Raw genomic sequence first — 26,015 nt, 5'->3', positions numbered from 1 at the left:
CTGTTGGATCCGTCCGCACCGCCCGGCGCTCAACGCAAGCATAGCTCGCCTTCAGCGGCCCTCGTGGCACCTTCCGGATTGTCACTTTCGTGGCGCTCCGTACCGGTTTCCCGCGGGCAGAGAAGAAGTTACGGGACTCGGCCGGGTGACCGCAAATCGACGCCCGTGCCCGCCAGGGCGGCGCGGCGGCCCACGGGGGCAGGAAAGCGTGACAGAGTGGCGTCATGGACGCATCCGAGACGCTGGCGGTCGACGCGTTCCTCAGCCTCATCGTGCCGCTCTGGCAACTCGTGATCGGCCTGCTTGTGCTGGTCACAGTGGCTGTCTCGGTCCATCGACTGTTCCTGAGAGGCCCCTCCCGGATGGGAGGGGCGCTTCTGTTGGTGGGCGGCGCCGTGGTCGGTCTGGCCGTCGTCAGCTACCTCGTGCAGAGCTTTGTGACGCCGACTACACCTTGATCAGAGACGCCGGTTCGCCAGGCTGGGCAGCTCCTCGCGAAGCGTCTCCAGCCGGTCCAGGTCCAGGTCAGCGGTCACTACGCCCACCGTGTCGGGCGCCTGGGCGAGCACCGTCCCCCACGGGTCGATGATCATGCTCCGCCCGAAGCAGGTACGCCCCGGCTCGTGATCGCCGATCTGCCCCGCTGCCAGCACGTAGCACTGGTTCTCGATCGCGCGGGCACGCAGCAGCACCTCCCAGTGGTCACGGCCGGTGTGCAGCATGAAGGCGGCCGGCACCACGAGGATCTTCGCCCCGGCCACGGCGAGCCGGCGGTACAGCTCGGGGAAGCGCAGGTCGTAGCAGATGCTGAGGCCGGTGGGCACATCGTTCACCGCCGTCACGACCGCCTCCTCCCCCGGCGCCACCGAACGTGACTCCTGGTAGGACACGCGACCCGCGATCTCCACGTCGTACAGATGAATCTTGCGGTAGCTCGCCGCAAGCGTGCCGTCCGGGCGAAAGAGAAGCGTGGTGTTGAAGGTCCGGCTCTCGTCCGGGCCGATCTCGTGGAACGAGCCGGCATGCACCCAGATGCCGAGCTCGCGGGCCGCGGCCGCGAAGAACGCGGCGAACTCCCCGTCGACCGGCTCCGGCTTGGGCGCGTCGGCCGACCGGCCGAGGAAATCGACATACTCCGGCAGGACCGCAAGCTCGGCACCGCTTGCGGCGGCTCGCTCGAGCAACCCCCGGGCAACAGCAAGATTGTGGGCACGGTCTTCCCGTGAGTTCAGCTGGCAGACGGCGACGCGCATAAATCCGAGGGTACGACCTACGAAGAGTCCCCACGCAGTCCGGAATAGCTGAGCACGGCGCCAGGCCTTAGTCACCCGCCGGGCTGATGCGCTTGGTCACCCACAAACACGCCGGCCCTGCCCGACAGCTGCCCGAACAGGCCGGCGGTGGAGGCCGCCGGTAAGGGGCGGGCGGCTCTGGAAACGCCCACCGGGAGGGCGGACGGAACGGGAAGGGCGCGTGGCCCAAGAAAGGGCACGCAGACCACGAAGGGCGCGCGACCCGGAAGGCTGGCGGAAAGGCCGGGCGGCCCGGAAAGCTGGCGGAAGGGCGGGCGGCACGGGAAAGCGCGGCTGGAGAGTGGGTGGACCTGGAAACGCCACCACCGCCGGGCCCGAGGCGGGGACGACGGTGGTGGAGACGGCTGGGAGGGCCCGCCAGGCGTTAGGCGGACTTTTCCTCGCGGTCGGGACGACGGCGCCGGCCGACGAACTCGCGCGGGACGATCGTGGGGATCACGTTCTCCACGACGACCTCTCGAGTGATCACGACCCGGGCCGCGTCGGGGTTGCTGGGGACCTCGAACATCACGTTCTGCAGGACCTCTTCCATGATCGCGCGGAGGCCACGAGCGCCGGTGCCGCGAAGCATGGCCTGGTCGGCGATCGCCTCCAGAGCGCCCTCGTCGAACTCCAGCTCCACGCCGTCCAGCTCGAAGAGACGCTGGTACTGCTTGACGTAGGCGTTGCGGGGCTCGGTGAGGATCTTGATGAGCGCCTCACGGTCGAGGTTGCGGACCGTGGTGATCACCGGCAGACGGCCGATGAACTCGGGGATCAGGCCGAACTTCAGCATGTCCTCGGGCATCACCTTGCTGAAGATGTCGTCGGTGTTCCGCTCGGAGATCGACCGCAGCCGGGCGCCGAAGCCGACGCCGCTCTGCCCGACCCGCTGCTCGATGATCCGGTCCAGCCCCGCGAAGGCGCCGCCGACGATGAACAGCACGTTGGTCGTGTCGATCTGGATGAACTCCTGGTGCGGGTGCTTGCGGCCGCCCTGCGGCGGAACGTTCGCCACCGTACCCTCGAGGATTTTCAGCAGGGCCTGCTGCACGCCCTCGCCGGAGACATCCCGGGTGATCGACGGGTTCTCGCTCTTACGGGCGATCTTGTCGACCTCGTCGATGTAGATGATGCCCTGCTCGGCGCGCTTGACGTCGTAGTCCGCCGCCTGGATGAGCTTGAGCAGGATGTTCTCGACGTCCTCGCCGACGTAACCGGCCTCGGTGAGCGCTGTGGCGTCCGCGATGGCGAACGGCACGTTGAGCATCCGGGCCAGGGTCTGCGCCAGGTGCGTCTTACCGCAACCGGTGGGGCCGATGAGCATGATGTTGGACTTGGCGACCTCGACGTCGCTACCCCCGCCGGGGGCACCGTTCGACTCGGCCTGGATCCGCTTGTAGTGGTTGTAGACCGCGACGGAGAGCGCCTTCTTCGCCTGCTCCTGGCCGACCACGTAGTTGTCCAGGAACTGGCAGATCTCCATCGGCTTGGGAAGCTCTTCCCACTTCACCTCGCCGGTCTCGGCCAGCTCCTCCTCGATGATCTCGTTACAGAGATCGATGCACTCGTCGCAGATGTAGACCCCAGGGCCCGCGATGAGCTTCTTGACCTGCTTCTGCGACTTCCCGCAGAAGGAGCACTTGAGTAGGTCGCCACCGTCGCCGATCCGTGCCACCTACGTTCTCCCTGCGTTCATTGGCCGGCTGTGAACCGGACCTTGTGCGAGGACGGATTGCCTCGTTGCCATCTCATCGTCCGCCGACACGCGTAACTGAGGCTGCGGACTCGACGTTACCCGCAAAGGGGCTGTTCTCCGACCCCCCAAAACGGGCGTGTCAGGGGTCGGCCAGTTTAGCTGTCGCCCGGCCGACCCCTGACACCGCACATTCAGCTTCAGACGCCGACGGTCTGCAGGCTCTTCTTACGGGTGGCCAGGACGACGTCGACCAGCCCGTACTCCTTGGCCTCGTCGGCCGTCATGATCTTGTCGCGGTCGATGTCCTTGCGGACCTTCTCGATCGGCTGCGTGGAGTGATGCGAAATCATCTCCTCGAGCTGGGTCCGCATCCGCATGATCTCGCGCGCCTGGATCTCGATGTCCGAACCCTGGCCGTACCCACCCTCGGTGGCCGGCTGGTGGATGATGATCCGGGAGTGCGGGAGGGCCATCCGCTTGCCGGGCGTGCCGCCGGCGAGCAGCACCGCGGCCGCGCTGGCCGCCTGGCCCAGGCAGACCGTGCTGATGTCGGGCCGCACGTACTGCATGGTGTCGTAGATGGCCGTCATCGCGGTGAACGAGCCGCCGGGCGAGTTGATGTACATCAGGATGTCGCGGTCCGGGTCGGTGCTCTCCAGCGTCAGCAGCTGGGCCATCACGTCGTTGGCCGACGCGTCGTCCACCTGCACGCCGAGGAAGATGATCCGGTCCTCGAACATCTTGTTGTACGGGTTCGACTCCTTGACACCCCACGAGGTGCGCTCGGAGAACGAGGGCAGCACGTAGCGGTTGTGCACCGGAGCGAACCCGGGAGGCATGGTCAGGTCGGTCATGGTTCAGCTCCTCAGTTCAGCGTTCCGGCACCGTCCGGGACCTGCTGCGCCCCGGTGATCACCTTGTCGATGAAGCCATAGTCCTTGGCCTCGGTGGCCGTGAACCAGCGGTCCCGGTCGAAGTCGGCCGCGATCTGCTCCGGAGTCTGTCCCGTGTGGTACGCGATCCGCTCCTGGAACATGCGCTTGGTGTACAGCATCTGCTCCGCCTGGATGGCGATGTCCGCGGCGGTGCCGCCCATGCCGCCGGACGGCTGGTGCATCATGATCCGCGCGTGCGGCAGTGCGTACCGCTTGCCCGGGGTGCCGGCGCAGAGCAGGAACTGCCCCATCGACGCGGCCATGCCCATCCCGACGGTGGAGACGTCATTGTCGATGAACTGCATCGTGTCGTAGATCGCCATGCCCGAGTAGACCGAGCCACCGGGCGAGTTGATCCAGAGGTGGATGTCCGCCTCCGGGTCCTCGGCGGAGAGCAGCAGCAGCTGCGCGCAGATGCGGTTGGCGACCGCGTCGCTCACCTCGCTGCCGAGGAAGATGATCCGCTCACGCAGCAGGCGGTTGTAGACCGAGTCGTCGAGGTTGCCACTGAGTGATTCGGCCCTGCGCAGCGAGGGGCCCGCGGGGATGTGGAGATCGGTCATGGCAGCCCTTCACAGCTGACTGTGTCGGCCGACGTTCCGGCCGGCAGGTTGTCCGTCGTACGACCAACCTAACTGGTCGGATGCGCATCAGCTTCCCGCTCGGGCGACTGTTCGCTGACAGCGCACCCGCGTACCCGTACCCCCGGAAATGACAGCGGCCACCGCGCAAGCGTGAGCGATGCGCGGTGGCCGGGATGCTGCCAAGATCAGTGGTTGTGCCCGGCGTGCTCGTCGTCGCCGTTGCGCAGGTCGTCGAGCGACAGGGTGTTGCCGTCGCTGTCCTTCATCGTGACCTGCTCCATCACCGACGCGAGGGCCTTGCCCCGGCGCACGTCGCCGAAGACGGCGGCCGCGGCGCCCGAGCGGACCAGCTGGTCGTAGTACTGCTGGGGCTGCATCTGGGCGCGCTGCGCCCGGTGCACGATCTCGTGCCCGAACTCGTCGTCGGTGACCTGGACGTCCTCGGCGTCGGCGACGGTGTCGAGCAGCAGCTGGATCCGGACGCCCTCCTGGGCCGCCTCGGTCAGCTCCTGGTCGATCTGCTCCTCGGTCTTCTCCTCGGAGGCGAGGTAGTCGGCCAGGGTGGCGCCGATCCGCTCGAGCTGGTCGGTCATCGCCTGCTTGCGACCCTCGACCTCCTCCTTGACGACGCCCTCCGGAGCCGGGATCTCGGCGGCCTCGACGAGCTGCTTCAGCGCCTCGTCACGGGCGGCGTAGATCTGCTCGACCTTCTTCGCCCGGGAGAGCCGCTCGCGCAGGTCGCCCTTGAGCTCCTCGAGAGTGTCGAACTCGCTCGCCAGCTGGGCGAAGTCGTCGTCGATCTCCGGGAGCTGCTTGTCCTTGACGGTCCGCACGACGACCTTCACCTCGGCGTCGCGGCCGGCGTAGTCGCCACCGACGAGCTGGGTGGTGAAGGTGGCCTCCTCGCCGGCGGAGAGGCCGACGAGCACCTCGTCCAGGCCGGGGAGCAGCTGCTTGCTGCCGACCTCGTGGGAGATGTTGGTGGCCGAGCCGCCCGGCACCTCCTCGCCGTCGACCGTGGCGTTGAGGTCGAGCTGCACGTAGTCGCCCTCCGCAGCCGCGCGCTCGACGGTCTTCAGGGTGGCGAAACGCTCACGCAGGCCGTTGATCTGCTCGTCGATCTCGTTGTCACCGATCTCGACGGCCGGGACCGTCACGGTGATGCCGGAGAGGTCCGGGACGGTGATCTCCGGGCGGACGTCGACCTCGGCCGTGAACTTCAGCGGCGCGTTGTCGGCGAACTCGGTGATCTCGACCTCGGGGCGCCCGAGCGTCTTGACGTCGTGCTCCTGGACCGCGGCGAGGATCTGCTGCGGGATGGCTTCCTGAACCGCCTCGTTGAGCACCGCACCCCGGCCGACCCGCTGGTCGATCACCGCGGCTGGGACTTTGCCCTTGCGGAAGCCCGGCACCTGCACCTGCGCGCCGATCTCCCGGTACGCCTTCTGCAGGCTCGGCTTGAGCTCGTCGAACGGCACCTCGATGGCGAGCTTCACCCGAGTCGGGCTCAGAGTCTCGACGGTGCTCTTCACAGGCGTACTCCTTGTTGCTGCGGATAGTTGGTGACAGTCGGGGTGGCGGGATTTGAACCCACGGCCCCTCGCTCCCAAAGCGAGTGCGCTACCAAGCTGCGCCACACCCCGTGGCGTCGGCCAGTGTATGCGGTCCGCCTGCGCGTGTGTGCGCTGGAGTCACCTGCTGGGGAATCCGGTTCGCGCGGACGGTAGATGATTCAGTAAGCTGTGCACGAACCCCGGACGTTCTCGGGGATCATGCGGGCGTAGCTCAATGGTAGAGCCTCAGTCTTCCAAACTGATTACGCGAGTTCGATTCTCGTCGCCCGCTCAGTTACATCGGCCCTGGTCAGAGGGAAACTCCTCCGACCAGGGCCGTTGTGTTTCACCCGGTAGTGGATCTTGTGTGCCATTGGCGTGCCATTAGCGCCGCTTCTTGCCCTTGCCGGCCTTCGCGCCCTTGGTGATCCGCCGATCCATGCTCTCGGCGATCTCGCGGTCCCGGTCGCTGGTCGCGTGCTGGTAGATCAGGGCCGCCCGCATGCTCGCGTGACCCATCCGGTGCATCAGCTCCCGGGTGCTGGCGCCGCTCGCCGCCGCGAGGTTGTTCCCGGTGTGCCGGAGATCGTGGAAGTGGAAGCCCGCTGGCATCCCCGCGTCCGCCAACGCCTTCGACCACTTCACCGCCCGCCGGAAGTTGCCGGTTCGTAGAGGCATGTCCTTATCCCCGGTGAAGACCAACGCCTCCTCGCCCTTGCCGGTGAACCGGCCCAGGTGCTCGCCGAGCGACTTGCGGGCAACTGCCGGAAGAGCAACGACGCGGATGCCGGCCGCCGACTTCGGCGGGCCGAACTCCAAGCCGCTCTTGAGCGCGGCCAACTTCCGGGGTACGCGTACGGTGCCGGCCGCCAGGTCGACATCGCAACGCCGGAGCGCGGCCAGCTCGCCCCAGCGGAGGCCGGAGAACGCAGCGACGGTGATCAGGGACACGTACCGGGGCGGCATCCGCTCGGCGAGCGCGAGCACCTGGGCGACGGTGGCGATCGGCCGCTCCGGGGTGTGGTACCGGTCGTATCCGGGGATCCGGCACGGGTTCTGCTTCAAGATCTCGTCTTCCCGGACGGCGGTGTTGAGGATCGCCCGGAGCAGCGAATACGCCTTGACCGCTTGCGGCTCGGTAGTCCCGCCGGCGAGCAGCTTGCCGCGCCAGGAGCGGATCGTCTGCGGCTTGATCGCGCCGAGCGCCAGCTGACCGAGGATGGGCTCGATGTGTAGCCGGAACAGGTCCTCGTAGTTCTCCCGGGTGCGCGGCTGAAGCTTGCGATGCGCGATCCACTCCTTGCCGTACCCCGAGAGGTGCACGTCGCCGGCTTCCGGTGCCTGCCACTCGCCGCGGATGATCTCGGACTCGACCAGGGTTAGCCACTGGGCCGCCAGCCGCTCGGTCTCAAAGGTGTTCTTCGCCGTTCGCGTGATGCCGTCCGGTCCCTGGTACCGGGCCTGGAAGCGGCCCGAGGGCAGCTTGCGGATATTGCCGAAACGGCGATGCCCTTTCTGGTTGGCCATCAGTGCGCTCCCCGTACGTAGGCGCGGATCGCCGCCCGATCGGTCGGGGCGACGCGGTGCGAATCGATGTAGTGCACGACGGCGGCCGGCTCGAAGCGGACCAGGCGGCCGACCTTGACGAACTCGATGCGCCGCTCGGAGACGAGACGGCGCACGAACCTCGGTGTGGCACGAAGGCGAGCAGCGACCTCATCTGCGGTCAACAGCTCGTCACCCATTCGGTTCCTCCTCATGTCCGGGGGTCACGCTGCTTGCTGGATCGGGACAGTTGCCGAAAGACTTCTGACCTGGGCTCGCCAGCGGATTCGCTCCGAGACGGCCCGCAATAGCCGGTGTTCCAGGGGCAGAACGTCCGGGTCTTCCGGCCGGGCCAGCTCGAAGCGGTACCGGTCCTTCTCCGGGGTTTCCTCCTGCTCGGGGTCGCCCAGTGCCGCGCGAATCCACGCCCGGTTGTCCGCCCGGTGGTCGGCGAGGGTCTTGCCGGACCACTGCCGAGACACCAGGACGCGGCGGCCGGTGAAGCCGAGCGTCGCCCGTTGGTGGACCTTGCCGGTGCAGCGGCCCGGGGCCAGGCCCGGCTTGGATCGGTCCGGCTGGACGCCGTAGAACAGCCAGTTGGCGCATGTCGGCGAGCAGGGCAGGACGGCCAGCTCGGCGTGCAGCCGGTCGGCGTGCGCCTTCTGGACGCCCGAGTTGGCGGGTGCGTGCTCGGTCAGGTCCTTGGTGACGTACTTCGTGACATAGCGGATCGACCGCTCGGCGTCCTTCGTGCCCTGGGCGATGCCCCGGGCGTCGACACGGCCCAACCGGGCGACGTACGCCGGGCGCGCGTCCGGTTCCTCCAACGCGTCCAGGGCCTCGCCCCACGTCGGCAACGGCTCGCCGGTCGCCGGGTCGACGTAGCCGGCCAGTTCGGCGTTCCAGACCGGCGGCCGGTCGACCGTGTGAACCATCTCGTCGAAGGACGGCCACCACACCTGGTGGTAGGTAGCGGCGGCCACCTGGTTCACCAGGCGTCGGGGCAGGGTGCCCCGCACGGCGAAGTGCGCGTGCGGGGCGAGACGGCGCTGAAGCTCGACGGCGCCCGCGTACTGGACGTTCCAGCCAGCCGCCCGGCGCAGGTTCTGCCACCAGCGGTCGAGCACCCGGGCGAAGTGGATCGCGTCGAGCGCGGCCCGCCGGTAGTCGTAGGCGGCCGGGTCGACCGGGGTGCCGAGTTTCGGGTCGTGCGGGTGGTGCCGTTCCCCGCAGGCGCACGGCACGACGTAAGCGCCCCGCCGCAGGTGGGAGTGCACCTGTCCGTGCGAGTCGAGGGTCAACGTGACCAGCATCGACGGCCGATAGGTGCGGCCGGCCTTGCCGGCGAAGGCGCGGCCCACCGTCCGCGGGTCGACGGGCAGTCGGGGAAGGTCCGGGGAGTCGTGCCGGCGCTTGGTCGATCGGGCACGACGGGGGCGGTCGTCGCGCTCCTTCGGGGTCAGCCGACCACGTAGGTCCGTCTCGGCCAGCTCCTCGTCGACCTCAGCGATGCGGTTGTCCAGCTCGGCCAGCCGCTCGGCGCGCGCATCCGGGGTCATCGGCTCGTAGTGCACCGCGGCCCGGTCGAACTCCAGGTGAGCGCGAGTCTTCACCAGGTCGAGGTCGGATTCTCCGGGCCGGTCGGGGCGGACCGCCGGTTCGTCCGCGAGGTGCCAGCCCTCGCGGATCTGCTGGATCCGGAGCCGCCGGTTGCGCTCAGCGCAGGGCTTGCACTTGGCGGCGAGGCGGGCGCCGCAGGGCACCTCCACGACCTCGGTCAGGCCGGTCACGGTGTCGGTGCGGCGCAGAGCCAGCGGGCGTACGCAGACGCCGTGCCGCTCGGCCAGCCCGCGCAGCGCTTCCTGGCGAGAGGCTGCCGCATCCTGGCAGCCCGCGAGCCGGGCCGGGGTGCTGTTTCGGACAGGGTCACCGGGCAGCCTCACGGGGTCGAATGGGAAACGCGGCCGCCGGGACCGGCACCAGGCCTGCCCTTTTCGCCGGCCCAGGTTGGATCGGCTCGCCGGCGCGGTCACGCTCGGCCGCTGAAGGCGTCGGGATGACCACGGCGGTGGGCTGCACCGTCGGCGCACCGGCCAGCACGAGCTTGGACAGGCCGAGGAAGGCCAGGGCCGGGACGGCGGACAGAAGCCAGCCGGACGGGCCGGGTTTCGCGACGGCGAGCTGAGCCGCCAGGGACAGTCCCGCCGCGCAGACGAGCAGGAACATCGGGTAGCCGACCGAGCCGCCGGCCCGGCGACGTTGCCGGATCGTCAGCAGCGCCGCCATCGGGATCAGCTCGGAGATCACGGCGTTGGCCCAGCCGAACCACTCCCCCGTGCCCGCCGGGGAGTTGGCCATCGTCCAGTCCTTGACGTGGGTGAACGACGCGGCGCCCGCGAACCCGCCGACCGTGAGCAGGATGGCGACGAGCAACAGGCCCTCGATGCGCTCGGCGGAGGCCTTCATTGCTCACCCCCGCGCGGGTAGTCGGCCGCCAGCTCGGCGACATCGGTGTCATCGAGGTAGGAGAAGCGGACCCGCACCGGTTCCCGTACGCCGTCGAGGACGACATAGCCGACACCGGGCGAGGTCTCCGGGATGAGGTCGCACGCCGCGCCCCGATCCCGCGCACCGTCGCCGAGCACCATGTCGCACTGCTCGGGCTCGGTCATCCGCAGCGCGATCCGGGTCGGGAACAGGTCCCGGAACGGCAGCACGTCCTTGCGCGGATCCTGCAACGCCGCGACCACGTGAACGCCGGCCGCGCGGCCCTGTGACAGCAGCAGGCCCAGCGACTCCCGGATCCGGTCGCGGACCTTCCGGTCGGTCAGGTAGGCGGTCAGGGCCGCCAGCTCGTCGACGACCACGACGATCAGCGGCTCGTCGACCGTCGGGACGTGCTGACGAGTCACCCCGCGCAGCCGGGCGGCCCGCCGACGCATCCGCTTGACGGCCTCCTCCAGGACGCCGGCCATGCTGTCCGGGTCCTCATACGCGAACCGGGCGAACATCGGCGCGCCCGCCGCCAGTTCCATGCCGCCCTTCGGGTCGAAGGCCCAGACCTCGACCAGCCCTGAGTTGATGCCGGCGGCCAGTGAGCGCAGCAGCGACCAGATCACCGAGCCCTTGCCGGAGTTCGTCGCCCCAGCGATCAGCACATGGGAGCCGGCCAGCCTTAGCCGGTAGGGGGTGCCGTCCTCCCGTACCCCAAGCTCCAAGCCGGACAGGTCCGGCCGTGCCGGGACCGGCAGCGGTCCCACAGTGCCGACGAGCGGGTCCCTGCGGACGAAGTGCAGGACCATGCGGTCCGGACGGTCGGCGGTGTAGGCCCTGGCTTCCCGCAGATGGAACGAGTACGCGAGCCGAGGCGCTGCCGCTGCCCAGTCGTCCGGGTGGTGGCCGGGCAGCAGCCGCACGGTCACTCGGTCGCCCCACCGGTCCGATCGGACGCCGAGCAGGCTCGGCACCCACCGTTCCCCGCCGTGCACGCCGACCAGGCCGCAGGCGGTCATCGCCGGGGTCCAGCCCCGCCGGTAGATCCACAGTCGTCGGCACCGCGCGACCACCGGGTACCAGCCGAACCGCAGCCATGACGCCGGGTGCAGCCGCCACCAGATGACGGACCCGGCAGTCAGTCCGACGGCGATGCCGGCGAGGGCCGGCCATCCCCAGGACTCGGCGATCCACCAGGAAGCGGCCACCGGGCCGCTGATCCACCAGTACCGAACGGCAAGAACGACCAGGCGATACGTCGCTCGGGCGAGCCACACGAAGGCCACGAGCCACCACGGGATCCGCCACACCGGTAGGCGCGTGTTCAGCGGGGCGGTAGGGATCTTCTCGCCCGGGATTATGTTGACCAGAGGCATCAGGCTCGGCCTCCCCCGCGCAGGCAAGCAGCCCGCTCGCGAGCAGCAATCGCGAGTTCAGCCGCTTCGGGAACTGTGCCGGAGACACGTTCGAGCAGTTCGGCCTTGCGGTCGAACCAGGCGGCGCGCTCACCGGCCGGGGTCGCGATGTTGGGCATGTCTTGGAGCAGGGCGGACAGGTCAGCGGAGACGCTGTGCAGGTCGGTCATGACGGCCACCGCCGGGCGGCCTGAACTACGGTGGGCACAAGGCCCTCCTTCGTCTGTCGAGACGTTGAGGGGTCGCCGCGCGGGACGGGCCGGGACTCTTGGCGGGGAAACGGCCCGCCCGCGCAACCAGCGAGAAGCCGTCAGGCGGAAGCGCCGACGACGGCGGGAAGAATGGCGGTCGCGCGCAGCGAGTAGGCCATCCGTGCCTTGCAGGCCCCGGCGCCCTTACAGCGCTGTGAGTCCACGTACGGCGTGAGCGTCAGCCCGTCGAACTCGATGGCCGGCGGGTATCCCGGCACAGCCGAGGCCGGCGGCACGGGAATCTGCGGCGCGACGATCTTCACCTTGACCTCGGTGCTGCGGCCGAACTTGCCGGCGGCCGGGTCGAGGTCCATCACCCGGACCACCCAGACCCGCTCGCCGGTCTCCTTGTCCCGGACCTGGTTGTCCGGGTCGTGGCGACGGTCGAAGTCGACCGCGGCCTCCACCCCGAGGCAGAGCACACCAGCAGGGAACACGTAGTCGAACGGAACAGGGACCTTCAACGTCAGCGGAACCATCCGGACCTGACCTCCTGATCGGCCGGACGTCGACATGACATCCGGTTGTGCTTACAAGTTAGGTCAGCATGTAAGCACAAGCAACGATCGATGCCTGATCTTCAGATGACGCAATGACCAATTAGGACAGCGGGTAGGAGTCCTCGATCTCATGCCGGCTGCCCGGCATCACGATCAGCGAGGTCATGATCGGTGCGCCGGACGACTGATGCGCCGTGATGACCACGCTGAGAACCGCCTCATCGGCCGGCACGTCCAGGGCGTCGGCCTCGACCTGGGCGACCGGGCGAGCGGTCAGCCGCTCAGTCGCGTAGTCGGCACGCAGGCCTTTCTTGGTCTTGATGTGGCCGAGGATGCTGCCCGAGATCGGCTCTGGCCGAATTACGTCGGTGCCGACCGCGATGTCCACTGGCACGAAGGTCGAGATCAGGTCGATCGGACCGGATGGCGTCACTGTGCGCCGGCGCCGCTCGTAGACCGGAGTGCCCTCCGGAATGCCGAGAGCGGCGGATACCCAGGGCAACGCCAGTACGGGGCCGACGTGCAGGATCTCGGTCTCGGTCGTCTCGTCCAGGTCGATTGCATCCCTCGCGTACTGCGGGGAGCTGCGTCCCGATGGGGGCCGTCCACGCACGAAGCTGCCCTTGCCCTGCTGGGACTCGATCCACCCGTCCTGTTTCAAGATGCCCAGCGCTTTCAGCACCGTCGGGCGAGAAACGTCGAACTCGGAGCACAGTTGGCTCTCGGACGGCAGGCCGGCGCCGGGAGCATAGGTCCCGTCCTCGATGCGGCCGCGGAGCGTGTTCAGGACACGCAGATACTTCGGCGTCGGAATCTCGTACGCCATTGGGATCCACCCACCAGGTTTCTCAACTTGTTTTGACAGGACCATAAGGCCTGTAAGGACGACTGAACAAGGTGGTCAGCCTGTCAGGTCGTCGACCCTCGTGACTCCGTTGAGCCAGCCGGACCATGCCCGCGGGGTGCCGACCTCCTCGGGCCGCGAAGCGCCGGGCCACCGACGAGGCAGATGCCCGTAACGGCCGAAAACGCGAAGCGCCACACGCCGCGGGGAGCACGGATCCTCCTCGCCACAGGCAGCGCAACGCCCTTCGGCGCTCGGAGCCGTGTGGCGGTCGAGTTGGGTCTGCGCAAAGTCCAGTTGTTCCCGGACAGCAGCGGACAGAAAGACGCTCACCTAGGTCTCCTCGCTCACGGGCCGCCGGGTCATGGCCGGAACGGACGCAGGCCATCACGGCGGACGAAGATTTCCCGACGGTGAAGCGCGGCGCCTTCGCCGTCCAGGACGTAGCCACTGATCCAGGCCCAGCCGCTGTAGGTGGACCCGCTGCTCACCGAGATCACGCGAAACAACAGCCGGCGCCCACCGGCGAACTGCACCGATGCCTGGCCGTCGACGATCAGCACGTCACCAGGGCGCGGCATCACGGCACGCCTCCAAGGTGGGAGGCACCAGGGCCAGCGGGCGCAAGCGCCAGCACCTGCCCCGGTGCCCGCTCATGAGGCCGTCGCCACCAACTCGCCGGTTCCACGGCAGTCCATGCACGAGCGGCGGGCCGTCAGCCGAGAGTCCCGGCACGACTGAGCCACCGTCCGCAGCGCGGTCCGGTGAGTCGTGTACTTCCAACCGTTGCCGGCGCACGAGCGGCAAGCGGGAGCTGGCGCGGAAGCGGTGGAATCGGTCATGTAGACAGGCTGTGGCCAAAACCGCCCCGCAACCCGGAAAATCATTCCGGGGTCGCCGAGCCCCATACGGGGAGGGTCAGCGAATGCGCGGAATGACCATGAAGCTGACGATCGGCGAGCGGGTCGCCTGGTATCGACGACGGCGCGGGCTGTCACAGGAAGTGCTGGCCGGGCTCGTCGGTCGCACCGCGGACTGGCTCGGAAAGATCGAGAACAACCGGATCGAACTCGACCGGCTGTCCGTCATCAAGGCCCTTGCCGACAGGCTGGACATCTCGCTCGGCGATCTGCTGGCGGAGCCGTCGCTGGTCGAGTGGAGCGCGGACAGCGGCATGGAGACCGTGCCGGCCCTGCGCACCGCGCTCATGGAGTACCGAGCAATCACCACTCTGGGGAGCCGCAGCCAGGAGGCATCCCCACCGGATCTGGGCGAGCTCCGCCAGGAGACGGCGAAGCTTTGGGACGCCTATCAGGCGTCCCGGTTCGCGTTCGTCACCGGCCGGCTTCCTGGACTACTCGGCCGAGCGCAGGCAGCCGCCGATGAGCTTGACGGCCAGGACCAGGACGAGGCCCGCGGCTTGCTCGGCCTCACCTACCAGCTGGCCGCTACCCAGCTCACCAAGCTCGGCGAGACCGATCTCGCCTGGATCGCGGCCGATCGCGGCCTGTCTGCCGTTCGCCCCGTAGGCGATCCGACGATCACCGGGTCACTGTTCCGCTCGGTCAGCCATGCGCTGCTGTCGACCGGGCGCTACCAGGACGCGGTACGGTTGACGACCGATGCCGCCGACTACCTGGATGAGCACCTGACTGGTGCCGGGCCGAAGCTGCTGTCTGTCTACGGAACTTTGCTGCTCGGCGGATCGATCGCCGCCGCGAGGGCCAACGACGCCGGCACCGCCCGCACCTTCCTCGCTGCCGCCGACGGGGCAGCGGCGCGGTTGGGCAAGGACGACAACCACCTGTGGACCGCCTTCGGGCCGACCAACGTTGCCATTCACCGTGTCGCCACAGCCGGCGAACTCGGGAACGTCCAGGTCGCGATTGACCTGGGGCCGCGCGTCAACACCACTGCGCTGCCGATGGAACGCCGAGTGCGACATGCGTTGGAGGTCTCCCGCGCCTACAGCTCGTGGAACCGCCAGGACGAGGCGTTGTCGGTTCTACTCGATGCCGAGCAAATGGCGCCCGAGCAGGTTCGTCATCACTACCTGGGCCGACAGCTCGTGCTCACCTGGGTCAGGCACCAGCGCGGCAAGCCGTCATCAGAGCTGGTCGGTCTGGCACGCCGTCTCCGCGTGCTCGACTGATCCACTCGCTCTACTCTGCTCGATGTGACGACATCCGAGACGCCCCCAATGGCCACTCCGCGCGTCGCCGCCGGAGCCCTCTTCTTCGACGAGGCAGGCAATGTTCTATTGGTCAAGCCTGCCTATAAAGCTGGGTGGGATATACCCGGCGGCTATGTCGAACCTGGTGAGTCACCCCGGGCAGCATGCATCCGCGAGGTCCGCGAGGAGTTGGGCATAACGCCCGACATCGGCGGACTCCTAGTCGTCGACTGGGCCCCGGCCCAGGGAGCAGGGCCGTTGCATAGTCTGATGGCACGGCTCTGACCTCGGGGTTCGCGGGTTGAGTGGCCTCTGTGGAGGCGAAGAGGACGGGTGAGATCACGTCAGTGATCATGAAGTTCTCTACGCCCCATAACGCCCCGAGGACCTCACCCGCCAATGGCATCATCTCTCATTGCTGCACTGACTGTCACGACACCTTCCGCCGATGCCCTACCCGCCCCGATCACTGAAAGTGAGCGGGGCGGTCTGCTGGCTGTCCTGGCGAAGGTTCCCGATCCACGGGATCCGCGGGGGATCCGGTACCCGCTGACCGCGGTTCTGGCCGTAGCGGTCTGCGCCGTCATGGCCGGCGCGTCGTCGTTCGCCGCGATCAGCGATTGGTTGCAAGACCTCGACGGACACGGCCGGGTCCGGCTCGGGTTCACCGATGCCGTCCCGGCCGGCACGACCGTATGGCGGTTGCTGATCCGGCTGGACGCGCAGCTGCTGGCCGGTGTTCTCGCCGGCTGGCTGCGCACCCGAGCCTGCCCGCCGGATCCTGCCGCCGTCACGCGCAGATACCGGCGGGTGATCGCGGTCGACGGCAAGACCCTGCGCGGCGCCCGGCATGACGACGGCCGTCAGATCCACCTGCTGTCCGCCCTGGACACCGGCACCGGAATCGTGCTGGCCCAGGTCACCGTCGATGCCAAGAGCAACGAGATTCCGGCGTTCGCGCCGCTGCTCGACGCCGTCGAGCAGGTCCTGGGCAGCCTGACCGGGGCACTGTTCATCGCCGACGCCCTGCACACCCAGACCGGTCACGCCGACGAGGTCGCCCGGCGCGGCGCTCACCTGCTGGTCCAGGTGAAGGCGAACCAGCCGACCTTGTTCAAGCAGCTCAAGCGCCTTCCTTGGGCGCAGATCCCGGTCGGGGACCGCACTCGCGACCGCGGCCACGGCCGCCGCGAGACCCGCACCGTCAAAGCCGTCACCGTCCACCTGCCCGGCGGCATCGCGTTTCCGCATGCCGCACAAGCCATCCGGATCACCCGCACCCGTGTCGTCGCAGGCCGGACCAGCCGCGAGACCGCCTACCTGACCATCTCGCTGCCCGCCGGCCACGCCACCGCCCGCGATCTGCAGACCTGGATCCGCCGTCATTGGCATATCGAGAACCGGCTCCATCACGTCCGCGACACCACGTTCCGTGAGGACCAGCACCAAGCCCGCACCGGGAACGGACCCGCCGTCATCGCGACGCTGCGTAACACCGCGATCGGCTGGCACCGAGCCACCGGTGCTGCCAACATCGCCCGCGCTACCCGCTATGCCAATCGGCGCTCACACGACCTGATCACCGCCGTGACCAGCTGCTACCCGACAACGCAATGACCCTGCTAGTCGTCGACTGGGCCCCGGCCCAGGGAGAGGGCGACAAAATGTTGTTCGTCTTCGACGCAGGGCTCCTTACGTCACAACAGCGCGCAAACATAAAGTTCGGAGACGGAGAGCTGGTCGAATGGAAAATGGTTCATGGAGAGTCCATCAAGGAATACATGCCCGAACGGCTAGTCCGACGCCTAAAAACGGCAATTAGAGCGAAAAACCATGGCTTTCCAATCTACGCCGAACATGGAATTGAAGTATCCGGCTAGCAAAGGATGCAGTCGTGGCCAATTCACCCTGACACTCGAATCATGAAAGCACCTAGCCACTAACAGGCTGCAGAAGGTAGCCCGCGACGTGATGCAGTCTCACGGGTAGTCCCGCCAGCATCTCCGCGAGAGGCTCACTCTTTTCGGACGTAGCCAGCAGGACTTGGCCGCCCCGCGCATGCCGCGACGCTCGACGAAGTAGCGCGGCAAACGAAACATCCTTTGCGCTCTGTTGCCGCGGTTCATCGAATACCAGGAGCCCCGGGTGATTTGTCTCGAAGCTACTACTAACTTCCAGCAGGCCAATCAAGTAGGCCCAGATAACTCGAATAGAGTCTGACGCAGAGATGTCGGCCTGTAGATCGAAGTCATCGCGCCTTGGCAAATAATCATCGACCGAAAGTCGCAAACGGTCGTCAGAGAACGATCCGAAGTCGTACTCCTGAAGCTGCTTTACAAACGAGCGGCGAAGCGCTTCTAGCTTCGCCTGATCTGTCTCAGTCAAACGGTCCCGAGGTAACAACGACAATTCGCGCCTGAGCGCATCGGCAGCGCCAGCCAGACGGACAAGTGACGCCTGCAATACCTCAAACTCTTCGAGTAAGCTCGCTGTTCTTTCGACACGTTGCCGCAGCAACACTCGCTCGGCGACCTCCTCTTCAGAGGGCGCGTTATTTGGAGAGACTAGGTCAGAACGCAAACGACGCACCAACGCACGATTTTCGGCGGCTTCTGCCCTAAGCCCAGCGAGTTGCTCACGCTTCGCTTCGAGCGCACGCCGGCTGTCGCGCTCCATCGCGGTGAAGAGCTCCACCTGCTGCTTGATGTAATTAATGGAATCCTGAATAGACATTAGGTGAGCGGACTGCTCTCCTAGAAGAGATTCGGGGAGCGCCCTGTGACACACGGGGCAGTCGCTCTGAAGATCATTCGTAGTATGGGATCCGAGACGCTCGAGAGTTGCGACGTCCTGATACTGCCGCAGATCATCAGACAGCGCAGAAAGACGCCCTTCAACAGCGACCAATTCCTCCTGGTCACGAAGGATTCCGTCGCGGATGATAGCGCCGTCTTCCTGCATTCTGGTTGATCGCTCAAGAGCCTCTTGAAGGTGTTGTTCAATACGAGGTGAAATTTGCCCGACCGCACGAACTGCTTTCGCTTCAGCCTCATGAAGATCAAGCTTCAATCGGCGCAGCTTTTCTGATAGAGCGATCCAGCCATCACCATCAGCCGCGAGAAGCTCGGCTCTATCTTCTGGCATCCATCCTGGCTTGATCTGCTTCGGAACACCTGCGAGAGTGACGCCGCTTCCCGAAGCTCGGTCAACGAAGCGCTGCCGCTCAATTGACCATTGACTCTCTAGGCCGCGCAGCGTTGCTTGCAACTCCTGTCTTCTCAGGTCGAGTCCACCGACTTCTAACGCTAACAGGAATTCGATAGCACGCTTCCGCACGTCCGTTACCGCAGAGAAATAAGGCATCTGGGATTGGATACCCGCCCAGCCTCTTTTCTGTTCGACAAATAAAAGCGGAAATACTTGCTCCATATAAAGCGGAGCAGTCCTTCCATCACGTGCCGATAACTCCGGAAGGTCCCATCCGATGAAGCGCGCAAGCCAATTATGGAAGCCCTTGGAGCTGGTAACAGACCCAGCCCGGCCCACGAAATAATCCTCCGAGGGGAACGAGGAAGATGTACTCAGTGCCGGGCCATGCTCAACCCTGATGACGCCATCAGCAATAGTGGGATGCTTCACCCACCTGGTAAGCGTAACCACATCCCCGTTGCCATTAGATATCTCTAACGAAACCCAGGATTGCTGAACAGGCGTTTCCGATTTCGTTACTGGATCGTAGATCAGGGTGTCCCGCATCGCCGCAGTAACCAAGCTGCTAGCTTTGGCCGTAATCATTCGTTCCAGCCCAAGAGCAAGCAAAATACTGCGAACAGCCGTCGATTTCCCTCTAGAATTTTCTGCGCGAATTACGACCAAGCCCTCGCCGAGCGGGATGTCCGTACCGAAAAGACCTCGCGGAGTCATTGCTCTTAATCGAAGGTACTCAAGCCTTAGAGTCATTCGCTGCGCCACTCAAGAAGAAGGTCAATCTGGGACTGTGCTATTTTCCCAGTTAAGATGCTGAGCCGACGTTTTTCCGCTTCAAACACGGGTACGCGCGATATTTCATGGCCTCGCTCCCTCCCCAAAGCAGTTAGGCCTACGGATCGACCACTGTCGAAAGTTACGTAACCTAAACCGACTGCAAGATCGATCGCACGATCAAGCATGGGCTCAATCCTAACGATCGGCATGTGAGGCACGTGACCACCCCTCATGGCTGTCGCGAACGTATCCATGTGTGAGTCACTCTGGACAGCCCAGCTCAAAACCTGAACCCCCTTCCAATGCAATTTAGCCGCCCTGCATTTCAAGAGAATCAGCAGCAACAACGGAACCCGTAGTTGGGGACGGGTTGCTGCGGCAGCCGGCACCGGCCGAGATCTAAAAGTGAAGCCCATATCGAGAAGGGCTTCCAGATCATCTGACTCAGATTCCATCCGTACCTCTGAGCTCAAGTGGGCAATCCATGAGCCAACCTCCTACTTGCCCTCTTGCTATGAGGTTGGCATCGTCGTAACGAAGACCACCAGCAGCATCCAATAGTTCTGATCGATACTGTTGAATCAAATCCTTGATTCTAAGCTTGGCTGGATCAGAGCTTAGCTCATTATCAAATTCAATCTCTTCCTGACGCGCCACCCGCCTCCGCTCAACCGCCTCCCATGTGTGTGGCCACGACTTAAGCGAGAGCATGAGTTGCTCTTTACGCAAGAAATCACGGACGAACATTCGTCGCAGAGAAGCCGGATTGCGAAGACTTTCCCGCATTACTGATAGCTTCTCGTCTAGAACATGGACGAGTTGCGGCTCGTCGCCATGAAATCTATCCACCTGTGCATCGTCGACAGACGTCGCTGGCAGCAACGCTTCAGCGGCTCTGTCCGCCAGGGCAGCGCTTAGTTCGGCCGGATAGTCAACTGGCGTCTTGATCCCAATTGTGAAACTCGGGTCAATGAACGGGATACCCCAACCCTTAACTACGTCAGCACGCTTATTTGCATGCGTAATGAGTTCGGCAGCATGGTATTCCGGGACTCCCAGAATGTAGGCTTTGATTCTGGTTCTCCCGAGCACTTCAGCCAACCGCGTTTGGTATTTTTGAATCTTAAGCGTATCTCTGTTGAGTTTCGCTATTTGCTTATCAGTTCTATGCCTTAGAGTCAGAGAGTCGCGATCTGCGTAGCACTGATATGCGATACCGTCGCGCGAATACCCTTCAATCCCACAATCGCCACCCATGTCGGCTGGAATGAAAACCAGCTCTTGAACAGAGTATCGGCGTCTTAGCAGCCCAAAGAATCGCTGCTCGAAATCATTGCCGGGGTCCACTGCGGGACGGGCGGCCAGCGCATCCGTAGTCATGGTGTGACTCAAAGTACAGGATCCTTTATAGAGACGCTAGACCGTTTTTTCGCCAATTCGCGCCACCCGAAAAGACGATTCGTTGCCGAAACGGTCTCTTCTGGATCAAGGCGCCGCGCACGCGCAGCGCAGGCCGGTCGCACTCGGCCTGCTGGCGGCCTACGGCCGGCATCGGCCGGTGCACCGGCCTGGCTCCGGTTCATCGGCTCTGGCCTAGCAGCGTGGCAAACAACGCACGTTCAGGGCCTTCTCACGGACACCGGCAAGGTTGGCCAGTCTCCCCTCCGAGCGCGCCACCACCATTTGGCCCACCCAAGCCATGACGCAGGGGTCCAACCCATCCTCGAGGCGCTCGGATGCCGTTCGATTCCTAGATCGATGCGACTCAGCAGTTCGAAAGGCAGCATCGTCAAGCCGACGGCATTCTGCTGCTTTGCATGCTGCTCATGATCTCCGACAGCGACCGCTGCTAGGTCCCCAAGGCAGTCAGCGACCTCGCTAGCGGCATTTACGATCGCGTCCGGGGCCAGAACCCTTAGAGCACCATAGGCACCCAACAACTCACCATGCGAGGCCAGCGCTCGCTCTGTTACCCGGACGAACATCGGGTGATACCAGAAGCCACCGAGGGTCTTCCCGGCGATTGGCTGGATAGCGCGGGCTGAGGCGTCACTCTCCACGACCGACCAAACCGCCGCAGTGAAGCGCTCGTACGCCGTCAGGCGACGCTCCGCAGACACACGACCTGACTGGGCGGCCAGCTTCGGTAGTTGCTGTATTGCAGCAAGCCCTGCTTTGAGCGCTGCTGCACCTACGGTGGGTTCCACCGGCGAACTATGACAGCGGTTTGTTGTCTACAACAGACTCCGACCGGCGACTCTTCCAGACGGTAGGTTGCACGCCGCCGCGCCGTTTGGATGATCTATCGCAGGCTGTCGGTAAGCGTCAACTCCTAGGCCACCAAGCTGCCGCGCCGCTTCGCGGCTTGCCCTCGACTCTGGTGGTCACCCCAGGCGGGGTGCCGGCAGGGTGGTCAAGGTGAGTACGACCGTGCCAGCAGCGTGCCATTACGGCGTGCCGCAGGCGGTCTCCAATGGGCACCACCGGGCAGTCGCGCACGGGCGCCGAGCAGGCAATCCGGGCGGATCATGACAGCGGGGAGCGATCTTCCAAACTGATTACGCGAGTTCGATTCTCGTCGCCCGCTCCACTGCAACGGCCCAGGTCAGATGACCTGGGCCGTTTTGCTTTTCCGGGTTGGCGGGGCTTGACATGTGACCAAATGGTCACCTAACTTAGCGTCATGACGGACGACGATCGGGTGTTCAAGGCTCTGGCCGACCCGAGCCGCCGGTTCCTGCTCGACCTGCTCTTCGCGCGTGACGGCCGCACGCTCACCGAGCTGGAGTCCGAGCTGGAGATGACCCGGTTCGGGGTCGCCAAGCACCTCAAGTTGCTCGAGGAGGCGGGGCTCGTCGTCGTGCGCCGGTCGGGGCGGGAGAAGTTGCACTTCCTCAATCCGATCCCGATCCGGCAGATCCACGACCGGTGGATCGACAAGTACACCGAGCATCACGTGACCGCACTCATCGATCTCAAGCGAACGCTGGAGGAAGAGTCATGAGCACCACACAGGTCTACCGAATCTGGATCAAGGCGGCGCCGGAGAAGATCTGGACCGCGATCACCGATCCGGAGTGGAATGCGCGCTACGGGTACGCGGCTCCGCAGTTCTATGAGCTCAAGAAAGGTGGCCGGTTCTACTCCACCGCCACCCAGGAGATGAAGGACTACGCCGCCGCCAACGGGTTCGAGGTCCCGGACACCATCGTCGAGGGCGAGATCCTCGAGGTGGACGCGCCGCGGCGGCTGGTGCAGACCTGGCGGATGCTGATGGACCCGAGCACCGCTTCCGAGCCGTTCACCACGCTGACCACCGAGATCGAGGACGCCGGCCCGGGGGTCTGCCGGGTCACCATCACCCACGAGGTGGCCGGCGCGCCGGCGCACGCCGCGATGATCCAGGGCAGCCCGGAGGCGGCCGCCGAGGGTGGCGGCGGCTGGGCGTGGGTGCTCAGCGACCTGAAGTCGCTGCTGGAGACCGGCAAGGTCCTGGCCGACAACTGAGGGACCTCGGCTGGCACACTGGCCGCGTGAGCGACGGCGAGCTGGAGACGTACAGTCTCGTGCAGCTCGCCGTCGAGCGTCTGCGGCGCGACATCCTGAGCGGGCGCAGCGATCCGGGTGAGCGCCTGGTCGAGGAGCAGTTGACCCGCCGGCTCGGGATCAGCCGCGCGCCTTTGCGGGAGGCGATGCGCCTGCTGGCCGAGCAGGGCCTGGTGGAGCACATTCCGCGCCGGGGCGCCCGGGTGGCCACTCTCTCCGACGACGACGTCCGTGAGCTCTACGAGGTGCGCGACGTTCTGGAACGGCATGCGGTGACCAGCACTCCCCCGGGCCCGGATCTGGGCCGGTTGCGGTCCGCCCTGGAGACCATCCGCAAGGCCACCGAGGCCGACGACCGGCCCGAGCTGGCCAACGCGCACCGCCGGTTCCACGTCGAGGTGGTCGCGCTCAGCGGGAATCGCCAGCTCACCGCGCTCTACGAGTCGATCCTGGTGCGCATCCAGCTCTACATGGCGGTCAACATGCGGCGCGAGGCCGAAGCCGCCCGGGCTGCCGACGGCGTGCTGCGGCACGAGCGGCTTTTCACCGCCGTCGAGGCCGGCGACACCGCCCGGATCCTGGGCGCGCTGAGCAGGCACGGCGCGCGCACCTATCTGGGTTAGTCCCTGCCGCCTCTGGCGGGCGGCCCGTTCCGGGCTGAAAATCGGTGCTGGTCGCCCGCTGACGTCGTCGCTTCTTGATTCGTATGAGGTCGTGGGTTAGTCGGACGCGGGCAGCCGCGTTATGGGCCCTTCACTGTTGCTGCGAGCACGCGAGTTAGATTCACCCATCCTGTGGCTGCCGCGGGCGATCTCCCCCATGTGGTTCGGGCTGGTCGGGAGGGTGTCGGGTGCTGGAGCAGGCTCAGGACGAAGACGAGATCATCACGCATGTCGCCGGGCTGGACATCGGCAAGGCATCGCTGGTGTGTTGCGCGCGGGTGCCGGATGAGGCGAGGAACGGCCGGCGGCTGCAGGAAGTGCGGACTTACGCGACGATGACCCGGTCGCTGATCGGTTTGGCCGAACGTCTTGCCGTGTTGGGTGTGACCCGGGTGGTGATGGAGGCGACCAGTGACTATTGGAAGCCGGTGTTCTACCTGCTCGAGGCGCATGGGTTCGAGGTGTGGCTGGTTAACGCCCGCGACGTCAAGCACCTGCCGGGCCGACCCAAGACCGACAGGCTGGACGCGGTCTGGTTGTGCAAGGTTGCCGAGCGGCAGATGATCCGGCCGAGTTTCGTGCCGCCCGCGCCGATCCGGATGCTGCGCGACTTGACTCGCTACCGGGTTGACCTGATCGCTGAAGCCGGCGCGGAACGCCAGCGTGCGGAGAAGCTCCTCGAGGACGCACAGATCAAGTTGTCCGTCGTGGTCAGTGACCTGTTCGGGGTTTCCGGAAGGTTGATGATGGCCGCGCTGATCGGCGGGCAGCGTGATCCGCACTCTCTCGCCGAGTTGGCCCGGTCCAGCCTGCGGCGCAAGATCCCCGCGTTGCAGGAATCGCTGACCGGCCACTTCACCGATCATCACGCGTTCCTGCTGGGCAAGATGATCGCCCGCGTCGAGGCGATTGAGACCGACATCCGCGAGGTCGACGCCCGGATCGAGGAGGAACTGGCCCCTTTCGCCGCGGCGGCGGCCCGGCTGCTTGAGATCCCCGGGATCGGCTCGGCCGCCGCTGCCACGATCATCGCCGAGATCGGTGTGGACATGACCCGCTTCCCGACCCCGGCGCACCTGGCCGGCTGGGCGAAATTCGCGCCCGGCGTCAAAGAGTCCGCCGGCCGCCGTAAAGGCAACGGCTCGACCGGGCACGGCAACCGCTACCTCGCCCGAGTCCTCGGGCAGATCGCCGTCTCCGCCGCCCGGACCGACACGTTCCTCGGCGAACGGTACCGGCGCATCGCGCGAAGACGCGGCGCCAAACGCGCGATCGTCGCGGTCGGCCGTTCAGTCCTGACGATCATCTGGCATCTGCTGTCCGCCGCCGAGGCCCGCTTCCATGATCTCGGCGCTGGCTTCTACCTCAGCCGCACCGACACCGAACGCCGCAAACGCAACCACATCCGCCAGCTCGAAGCCCTCGGCTACCACGTCACCCTCGACCTCGCCGCCTAGCCACCGCTGCAACCAAGACCCATCCCACGCCGCTTCGCGACGCGGGATGCTGCCGCGCGTACGGTCCCGATCGATTTTCGAGTTAGAAACCCCTTTCCGGTACGGGTGACGAAAAGTCCCCGCTCTACCGCGCGGCCATCCAGCCGGTCACGGTCGCAGCGCGACCGCCGGGCTTGAGCACGGGGCCCGAAGATGAGCTCTGGGAAATCGGTCCGTTACACAACGCGATCCCGGCCGAAACAGAACTGTCGACAATCGACGATGTGGGACGCACACGAGATCGTCGATGACCGATCCGTCAGCAGCTGATCCGCCGGTCGAGGACTCGATGATCACCGCTCGAAGGGATCTGACTCATGACCGCACGCATCGGCCCGGTGCCGGCGAATCCGTACGCCTGGCCCTACGACGACTCGGTCCCGGTGGACCGCGTCGCCCTGCTCTGTATCGACTGGCAGACCGACTTCTGCGGGCCCGGCGGCTACGTGGACGCGATGGGCTACGACATCGAGCTGACCCGGGCCGGGCTGCCGGCCACCGCGAAGCTGCTGTCGCACGTCCGGGACCTCGGCATGCTCGTCGTCCACACCCGCGAGGGACACGATCCGGACCTCTCCGACCTGCCGGCCAACAAGAGCTGGCGCTCGGCTCGGATCGGCGCCGAGATCGGTGGGCCGGGACCGTGCGGCCGGATCCTGATCAAGGGTGAGCCGGGCTGGGAGATCGTTCCGGAGGTGGCGCCGGCACCCGGCGAGGTGGTGGTCGACAAGCCGGGCAAGGGCGCCTTCTACGCCACCAACCTCGACCTGGTGCTGCGCACGCACGGCATCACACACCTGATCCTCACCGGGATCACCACCGACGTCTGCGTGCACACCACGATGCGCGAGGCCAACGACCGCGGCTACGAGTGCCTGATCCTGAGCGACTGCACCGGGGCCACCGACCCGTCGAACCACGCCGCCGCACTGCACATGGTCACCATGCAGGGCGGCGTCTTCGGCTGCGTCGCCACCTCGGACGACGTGATCGCGGCGACGGAGCCGTCCGACCGCCCCGCCCACCACCCCGAAACGGACTGA

At 66.1% G+C, this 26,015-nt stretch carries 25 protein-coding genes and 2 tRNA genes; 10 read left to right on the top strand and 17 right to left on the bottom strand.

From position 1 onward, the window contains the following. Positions 1-224 precede the first annotated feature (224 nt). Positions 225-458, top strand: coding sequence for a hypothetical protein (locus OHA21_RS45990; RefSeq protein ID WP_328466338.1), 234 nt, complete (start codon positions 225-227; stop codon positions 456-458). Here the strand turns inward: OHA21_RS45990 and OHA21_RS45985 are convergent, their stop codons facing one another. The 6 genes from OHA21_RS45985 to OHA21_RS45960 form a co-directional block, all read right to left on the bottom strand. Beyond that, positions 459-1,253, bottom strand: coding sequence for a carbon-nitrogen hydrolase family protein (locus OHA21_RS45985; RefSeq protein ID WP_328466336.1), 795 nt, complete (start codon positions 1,251-1,253; stop codon positions 459-461). Between the two features lie 424 nt (positions 1,254-1,677). After that, positions 1,678-2,970, bottom strand: a complete 1,293-nt coding sequence (gene clpX, locus OHA21_RS45980; RefSeq protein ID WP_328466334.1) for an ATP-dependent Clp protease ATP-binding subunit ClpX — start codon at positions 2,968-2,970, stop codon at positions 1,678-1,680. Between the two features lie 218 nt (positions 2,971-3,188). Continuing rightward, positions 3,189-3,845 (bottom strand): ATP-dependent Clp protease proteolytic subunit, encoded by a 657-nt coding sequence (locus OHA21_RS45975; RefSeq protein ID WP_328466332.1) that lies wholly within the window; start codon positions 3,843-3,845, stop codon positions 3,189-3,191. Positions 3,846-3,856: 11 nt separating this feature from the next. Beyond that, positions 3,857-4,489 (bottom strand): ClpP family protease, encoded by a 633-nt coding sequence (locus OHA21_RS45970; protein ID WP_328466330.1) that lies wholly within the window; start codon positions 4,487-4,489, stop codon positions 3,857-3,859. A 206-nt stretch (positions 4,490-4,695) separates the two neighbouring features. Next, a complete protein-coding gene (gene tig, locus OHA21_RS45965) occupies positions 4,696-6,042 on the bottom strand; it encodes a trigger factor (RefSeq protein WP_328466328.1) in 1,347 nt (448 codons plus the stop codon). Positions 6,043-6,079: 37 nt separating this feature from the next. Next, positions 6,080-6,153 (bottom strand) — tRNA-Pro (locus OHA21_RS45960). A 131-nt stretch (positions 6,154-6,284) separates the two neighbouring features. Between OHA21_RS45960 and OHA21_RS45955 the strand changes: the two genes are divergently transcribed. After that, a tRNA-Gly gene (locus OHA21_RS45955) sits at positions 6,285-6,355 on the top strand. Between the two features lie 92 nt (positions 6,356-6,447). On the opposite strand, the gene OHA21_RS45950 is transcribed toward OHA21_RS45955, so the two are convergent. The 9 genes from OHA21_RS45950 to OHA21_RS45910 all read right to left on the bottom strand — a co-directional run bounded on the left by OHA21_RS45950 (position 6,448) and on the right by OHA21_RS45910 (position 13,674). Then, a complete protein-coding gene (locus OHA21_RS45950; protein ID WP_328466326.1) occupies positions 6,448-7,590 on the bottom strand; it encodes a tyrosine-type recombinase/integrase in 1,143 nt (380 codons plus the stop codon). Next, the gene (locus OHA21_RS45945; protein ID WP_328466324.1) at positions 7,590-7,808 is read right to left on the bottom strand and encodes a helix-turn-helix domain-containing protein; all 219 of its coding nucleotides are present in this window, start codon (positions 7,806-7,808) and stop codon (positions 7,590-7,592) included. The genes OHA21_RS45950 and OHA21_RS45945 overlap by 1 nt, the downstream gene beginning before the upstream one ends. A gap of 24 nt (positions 7,809-7,832) precedes the next feature. Further along, entirely contained in the window at positions 7,833-9,551 is a 1,719-nt protein-coding gene (locus OHA21_RS45940; RefSeq protein WP_328466322.1) for a replication initiator, read from the bottom strand. Further along, positions 9,535-10,074 (bottom strand): DUF2637 domain-containing protein, encoded by a 540-nt coding sequence (locus tag OHA21_RS45935; protein ID WP_328466320.1) that lies wholly within the window; start codon positions 10,072-10,074, stop codon positions 9,535-9,537. The genes OHA21_RS45940 and OHA21_RS45935 overlap by 17 nt, the downstream gene beginning before the upstream one ends. Then, positions 10,071-11,477 (bottom strand): FtsK/SpoIIIE domain-containing protein, encoded by a 1,407-nt coding sequence (locus OHA21_RS45930; protein ID WP_328466318.1) that lies wholly within the window; start codon positions 11,475-11,477, stop codon positions 10,071-10,073. The genes OHA21_RS45935 and OHA21_RS45930 overlap by 4 nt, the downstream gene beginning before the upstream one ends. Continuing rightward, on the bottom strand, positions 11,477-11,686 hold the full coding sequence (locus OHA21_RS45925) for a hypothetical protein (RefSeq protein ID WP_328466316.1): 210 nt from the start codon (positions 11,684-11,686) through the stop codon (positions 11,477-11,479). Before OHA21_RS45925 ends, OHA21_RS45930 begins: the two co-directional genes overlap by 1 nt. A 140-nt stretch (positions 11,687-11,826) precedes the next feature. Continuing rightward, positions 11,827-12,246: a hypothetical protein gene (locus OHA21_RS45920; protein ID WP_328466314.1), complete on the bottom strand. Its 420-nt coding sequence runs from the start codon at positions 12,244-12,246 to the stop codon at positions 11,827-11,829. 121 nt (positions 12,247-12,367) lie between these two features. Further along, positions 12,368-13,138: a GntR family transcriptional regulator gene (locus tag OHA21_RS45915; RefSeq protein ID WP_328466312.1), complete on the bottom strand. Its 771-nt coding sequence runs from the start codon at positions 13,136-13,138 to the stop codon at positions 12,368-12,370. Between the two features lie 335 nt (positions 13,139-13,473). Then, positions 13,474-13,674 (bottom strand): hypothetical protein, encoded by a 201-nt coding sequence (locus OHA21_RS45910; RefSeq protein ID WP_328466310.1) that lies wholly within the window; start codon positions 13,672-13,674, stop codon positions 13,474-13,476. A 377-nt stretch (positions 13,675-14,051) separates the two neighbouring features. Here OHA21_RS45910 and OHA21_RS45905 point away from each other — a divergent pair, with 377 nt between their 5' ends. The 3 genes from OHA21_RS45905 to OHA21_RS45895 all read left to right on the top strand — a co-directional run bounded on the left by OHA21_RS45905 (position 14,052) and on the right by OHA21_RS45895 (position 16,901). After that, positions 14,052-15,263 carry a helix-turn-helix domain-containing protein gene (locus tag OHA21_RS45905; RefSeq protein ID WP_328466308.1) on the top strand — a complete coding sequence of 404 codons (1,212 nt, stop codon included), beginning with the start codon at positions 14,052-14,054 and terminating at the stop codon, positions 15,261-15,263. Between the two features lie 48 nt (positions 15,264-15,311). Next, positions 15,312-15,569 (top strand): NUDIX hydrolase, encoded by a 258-nt coding sequence (locus OHA21_RS45900; protein WP_328478950.1) that lies wholly within the window; start codon positions 15,312-15,314, stop codon positions 15,567-15,569. A gap of 114 nt (positions 15,570-15,683) precedes the next feature. Then, positions 15,684-16,901 carry an ISAs1 family transposase gene (locus tag OHA21_RS45895; RefSeq protein ID WP_328466306.1) on the top strand — a complete coding sequence of 406 codons (1,218 nt, stop codon included), beginning with the start codon at positions 15,684-15,686 and terminating at the stop codon, positions 16,899-16,901. Positions 16,902-17,216: 315 nt separating this feature from the next. On the opposite strand, the gene OHA21_RS45890 is transcribed toward OHA21_RS45895, so the two are convergent. Together OHA21_RS45890 and OHA21_RS45885 are read right to left on the bottom strand one after the other, a co-directional pair. After that, positions 17,217-19,040, bottom strand: a complete 1,824-nt coding sequence (locus tag OHA21_RS45890) for a hypothetical protein (protein WP_328466303.1) — start codon at positions 19,038-19,040, stop codon at positions 17,217-17,219. Between the two features lie 672 nt (positions 19,041-19,712). Continuing rightward, a complete protein-coding gene (locus tag OHA21_RS45885) occupies positions 19,713-20,648 on the bottom strand; it encodes a hypothetical protein (RefSeq protein WP_328466301.1) in 936 nt (311 codons plus the stop codon). A 1,303-nt stretch (positions 20,649-21,951) separates the two neighbouring features. Between OHA21_RS45885 and OHA21_RS45880 the strand changes: the two genes are divergently transcribed. The 5 genes from OHA21_RS45880 (at position 21,952) to biuH (ending at position 26,015) form a co-directional block, all read left to right on the top strand. Further along, positions 21,952-22,272: an ArsR/SmtB family transcription factor gene (locus OHA21_RS45880; RefSeq protein ID WP_328466299.1), complete on the top strand. Its 321-nt coding sequence runs from the start codon at positions 21,952-21,954 to the stop codon at positions 22,270-22,272. Next, a complete protein-coding gene (locus tag OHA21_RS45875) occupies positions 22,269-22,775 on the top strand; it encodes an SRPBCC domain-containing protein (RefSeq protein WP_328466297.1) in 507 nt (168 codons plus the stop codon). Before OHA21_RS45880 ends, OHA21_RS45875 begins: the two co-directional genes overlap by 4 nt. A gap of 26 nt (positions 22,776-22,801) precedes the next feature. Then, positions 22,802-23,437, top strand: a complete 636-nt coding sequence (locus OHA21_RS45870) for a GntR family transcriptional regulator (protein ID WP_328466295.1) — start codon at positions 22,802-22,804, stop codon at positions 23,435-23,437. Positions 23,438-23,664: 227 nt separating this feature from the next. Then, positions 23,665-24,933 (top strand): IS110 family transposase, encoded by a 1,269-nt coding sequence (locus OHA21_RS45865; RefSeq protein WP_328466293.1) that lies wholly within the window; start codon positions 23,665-23,667, stop codon positions 24,931-24,933. Positions 24,934-25,289: 356 nt separating this feature from the next. Beyond that, positions 25,290-26,015: a biuret amidohydrolase gene (gene biuH, locus OHA21_RS45860; protein ID WP_328466289.1), complete on the top strand. Its 726-nt coding sequence runs from the start codon at positions 25,290-25,292 to the stop codon at positions 26,013-26,015.

The organism is Actinoplanes sp. NBC_00393 (assembly GCF_036053395.1).
Lineage (GTDB): Bacteria > Actinomycetota > Actinomycetes > Mycobacteriales > Micromonosporaceae > Actinoplanes.
This window is presented reverse-complemented; position numbering and strand designations above follow the sequence as displayed.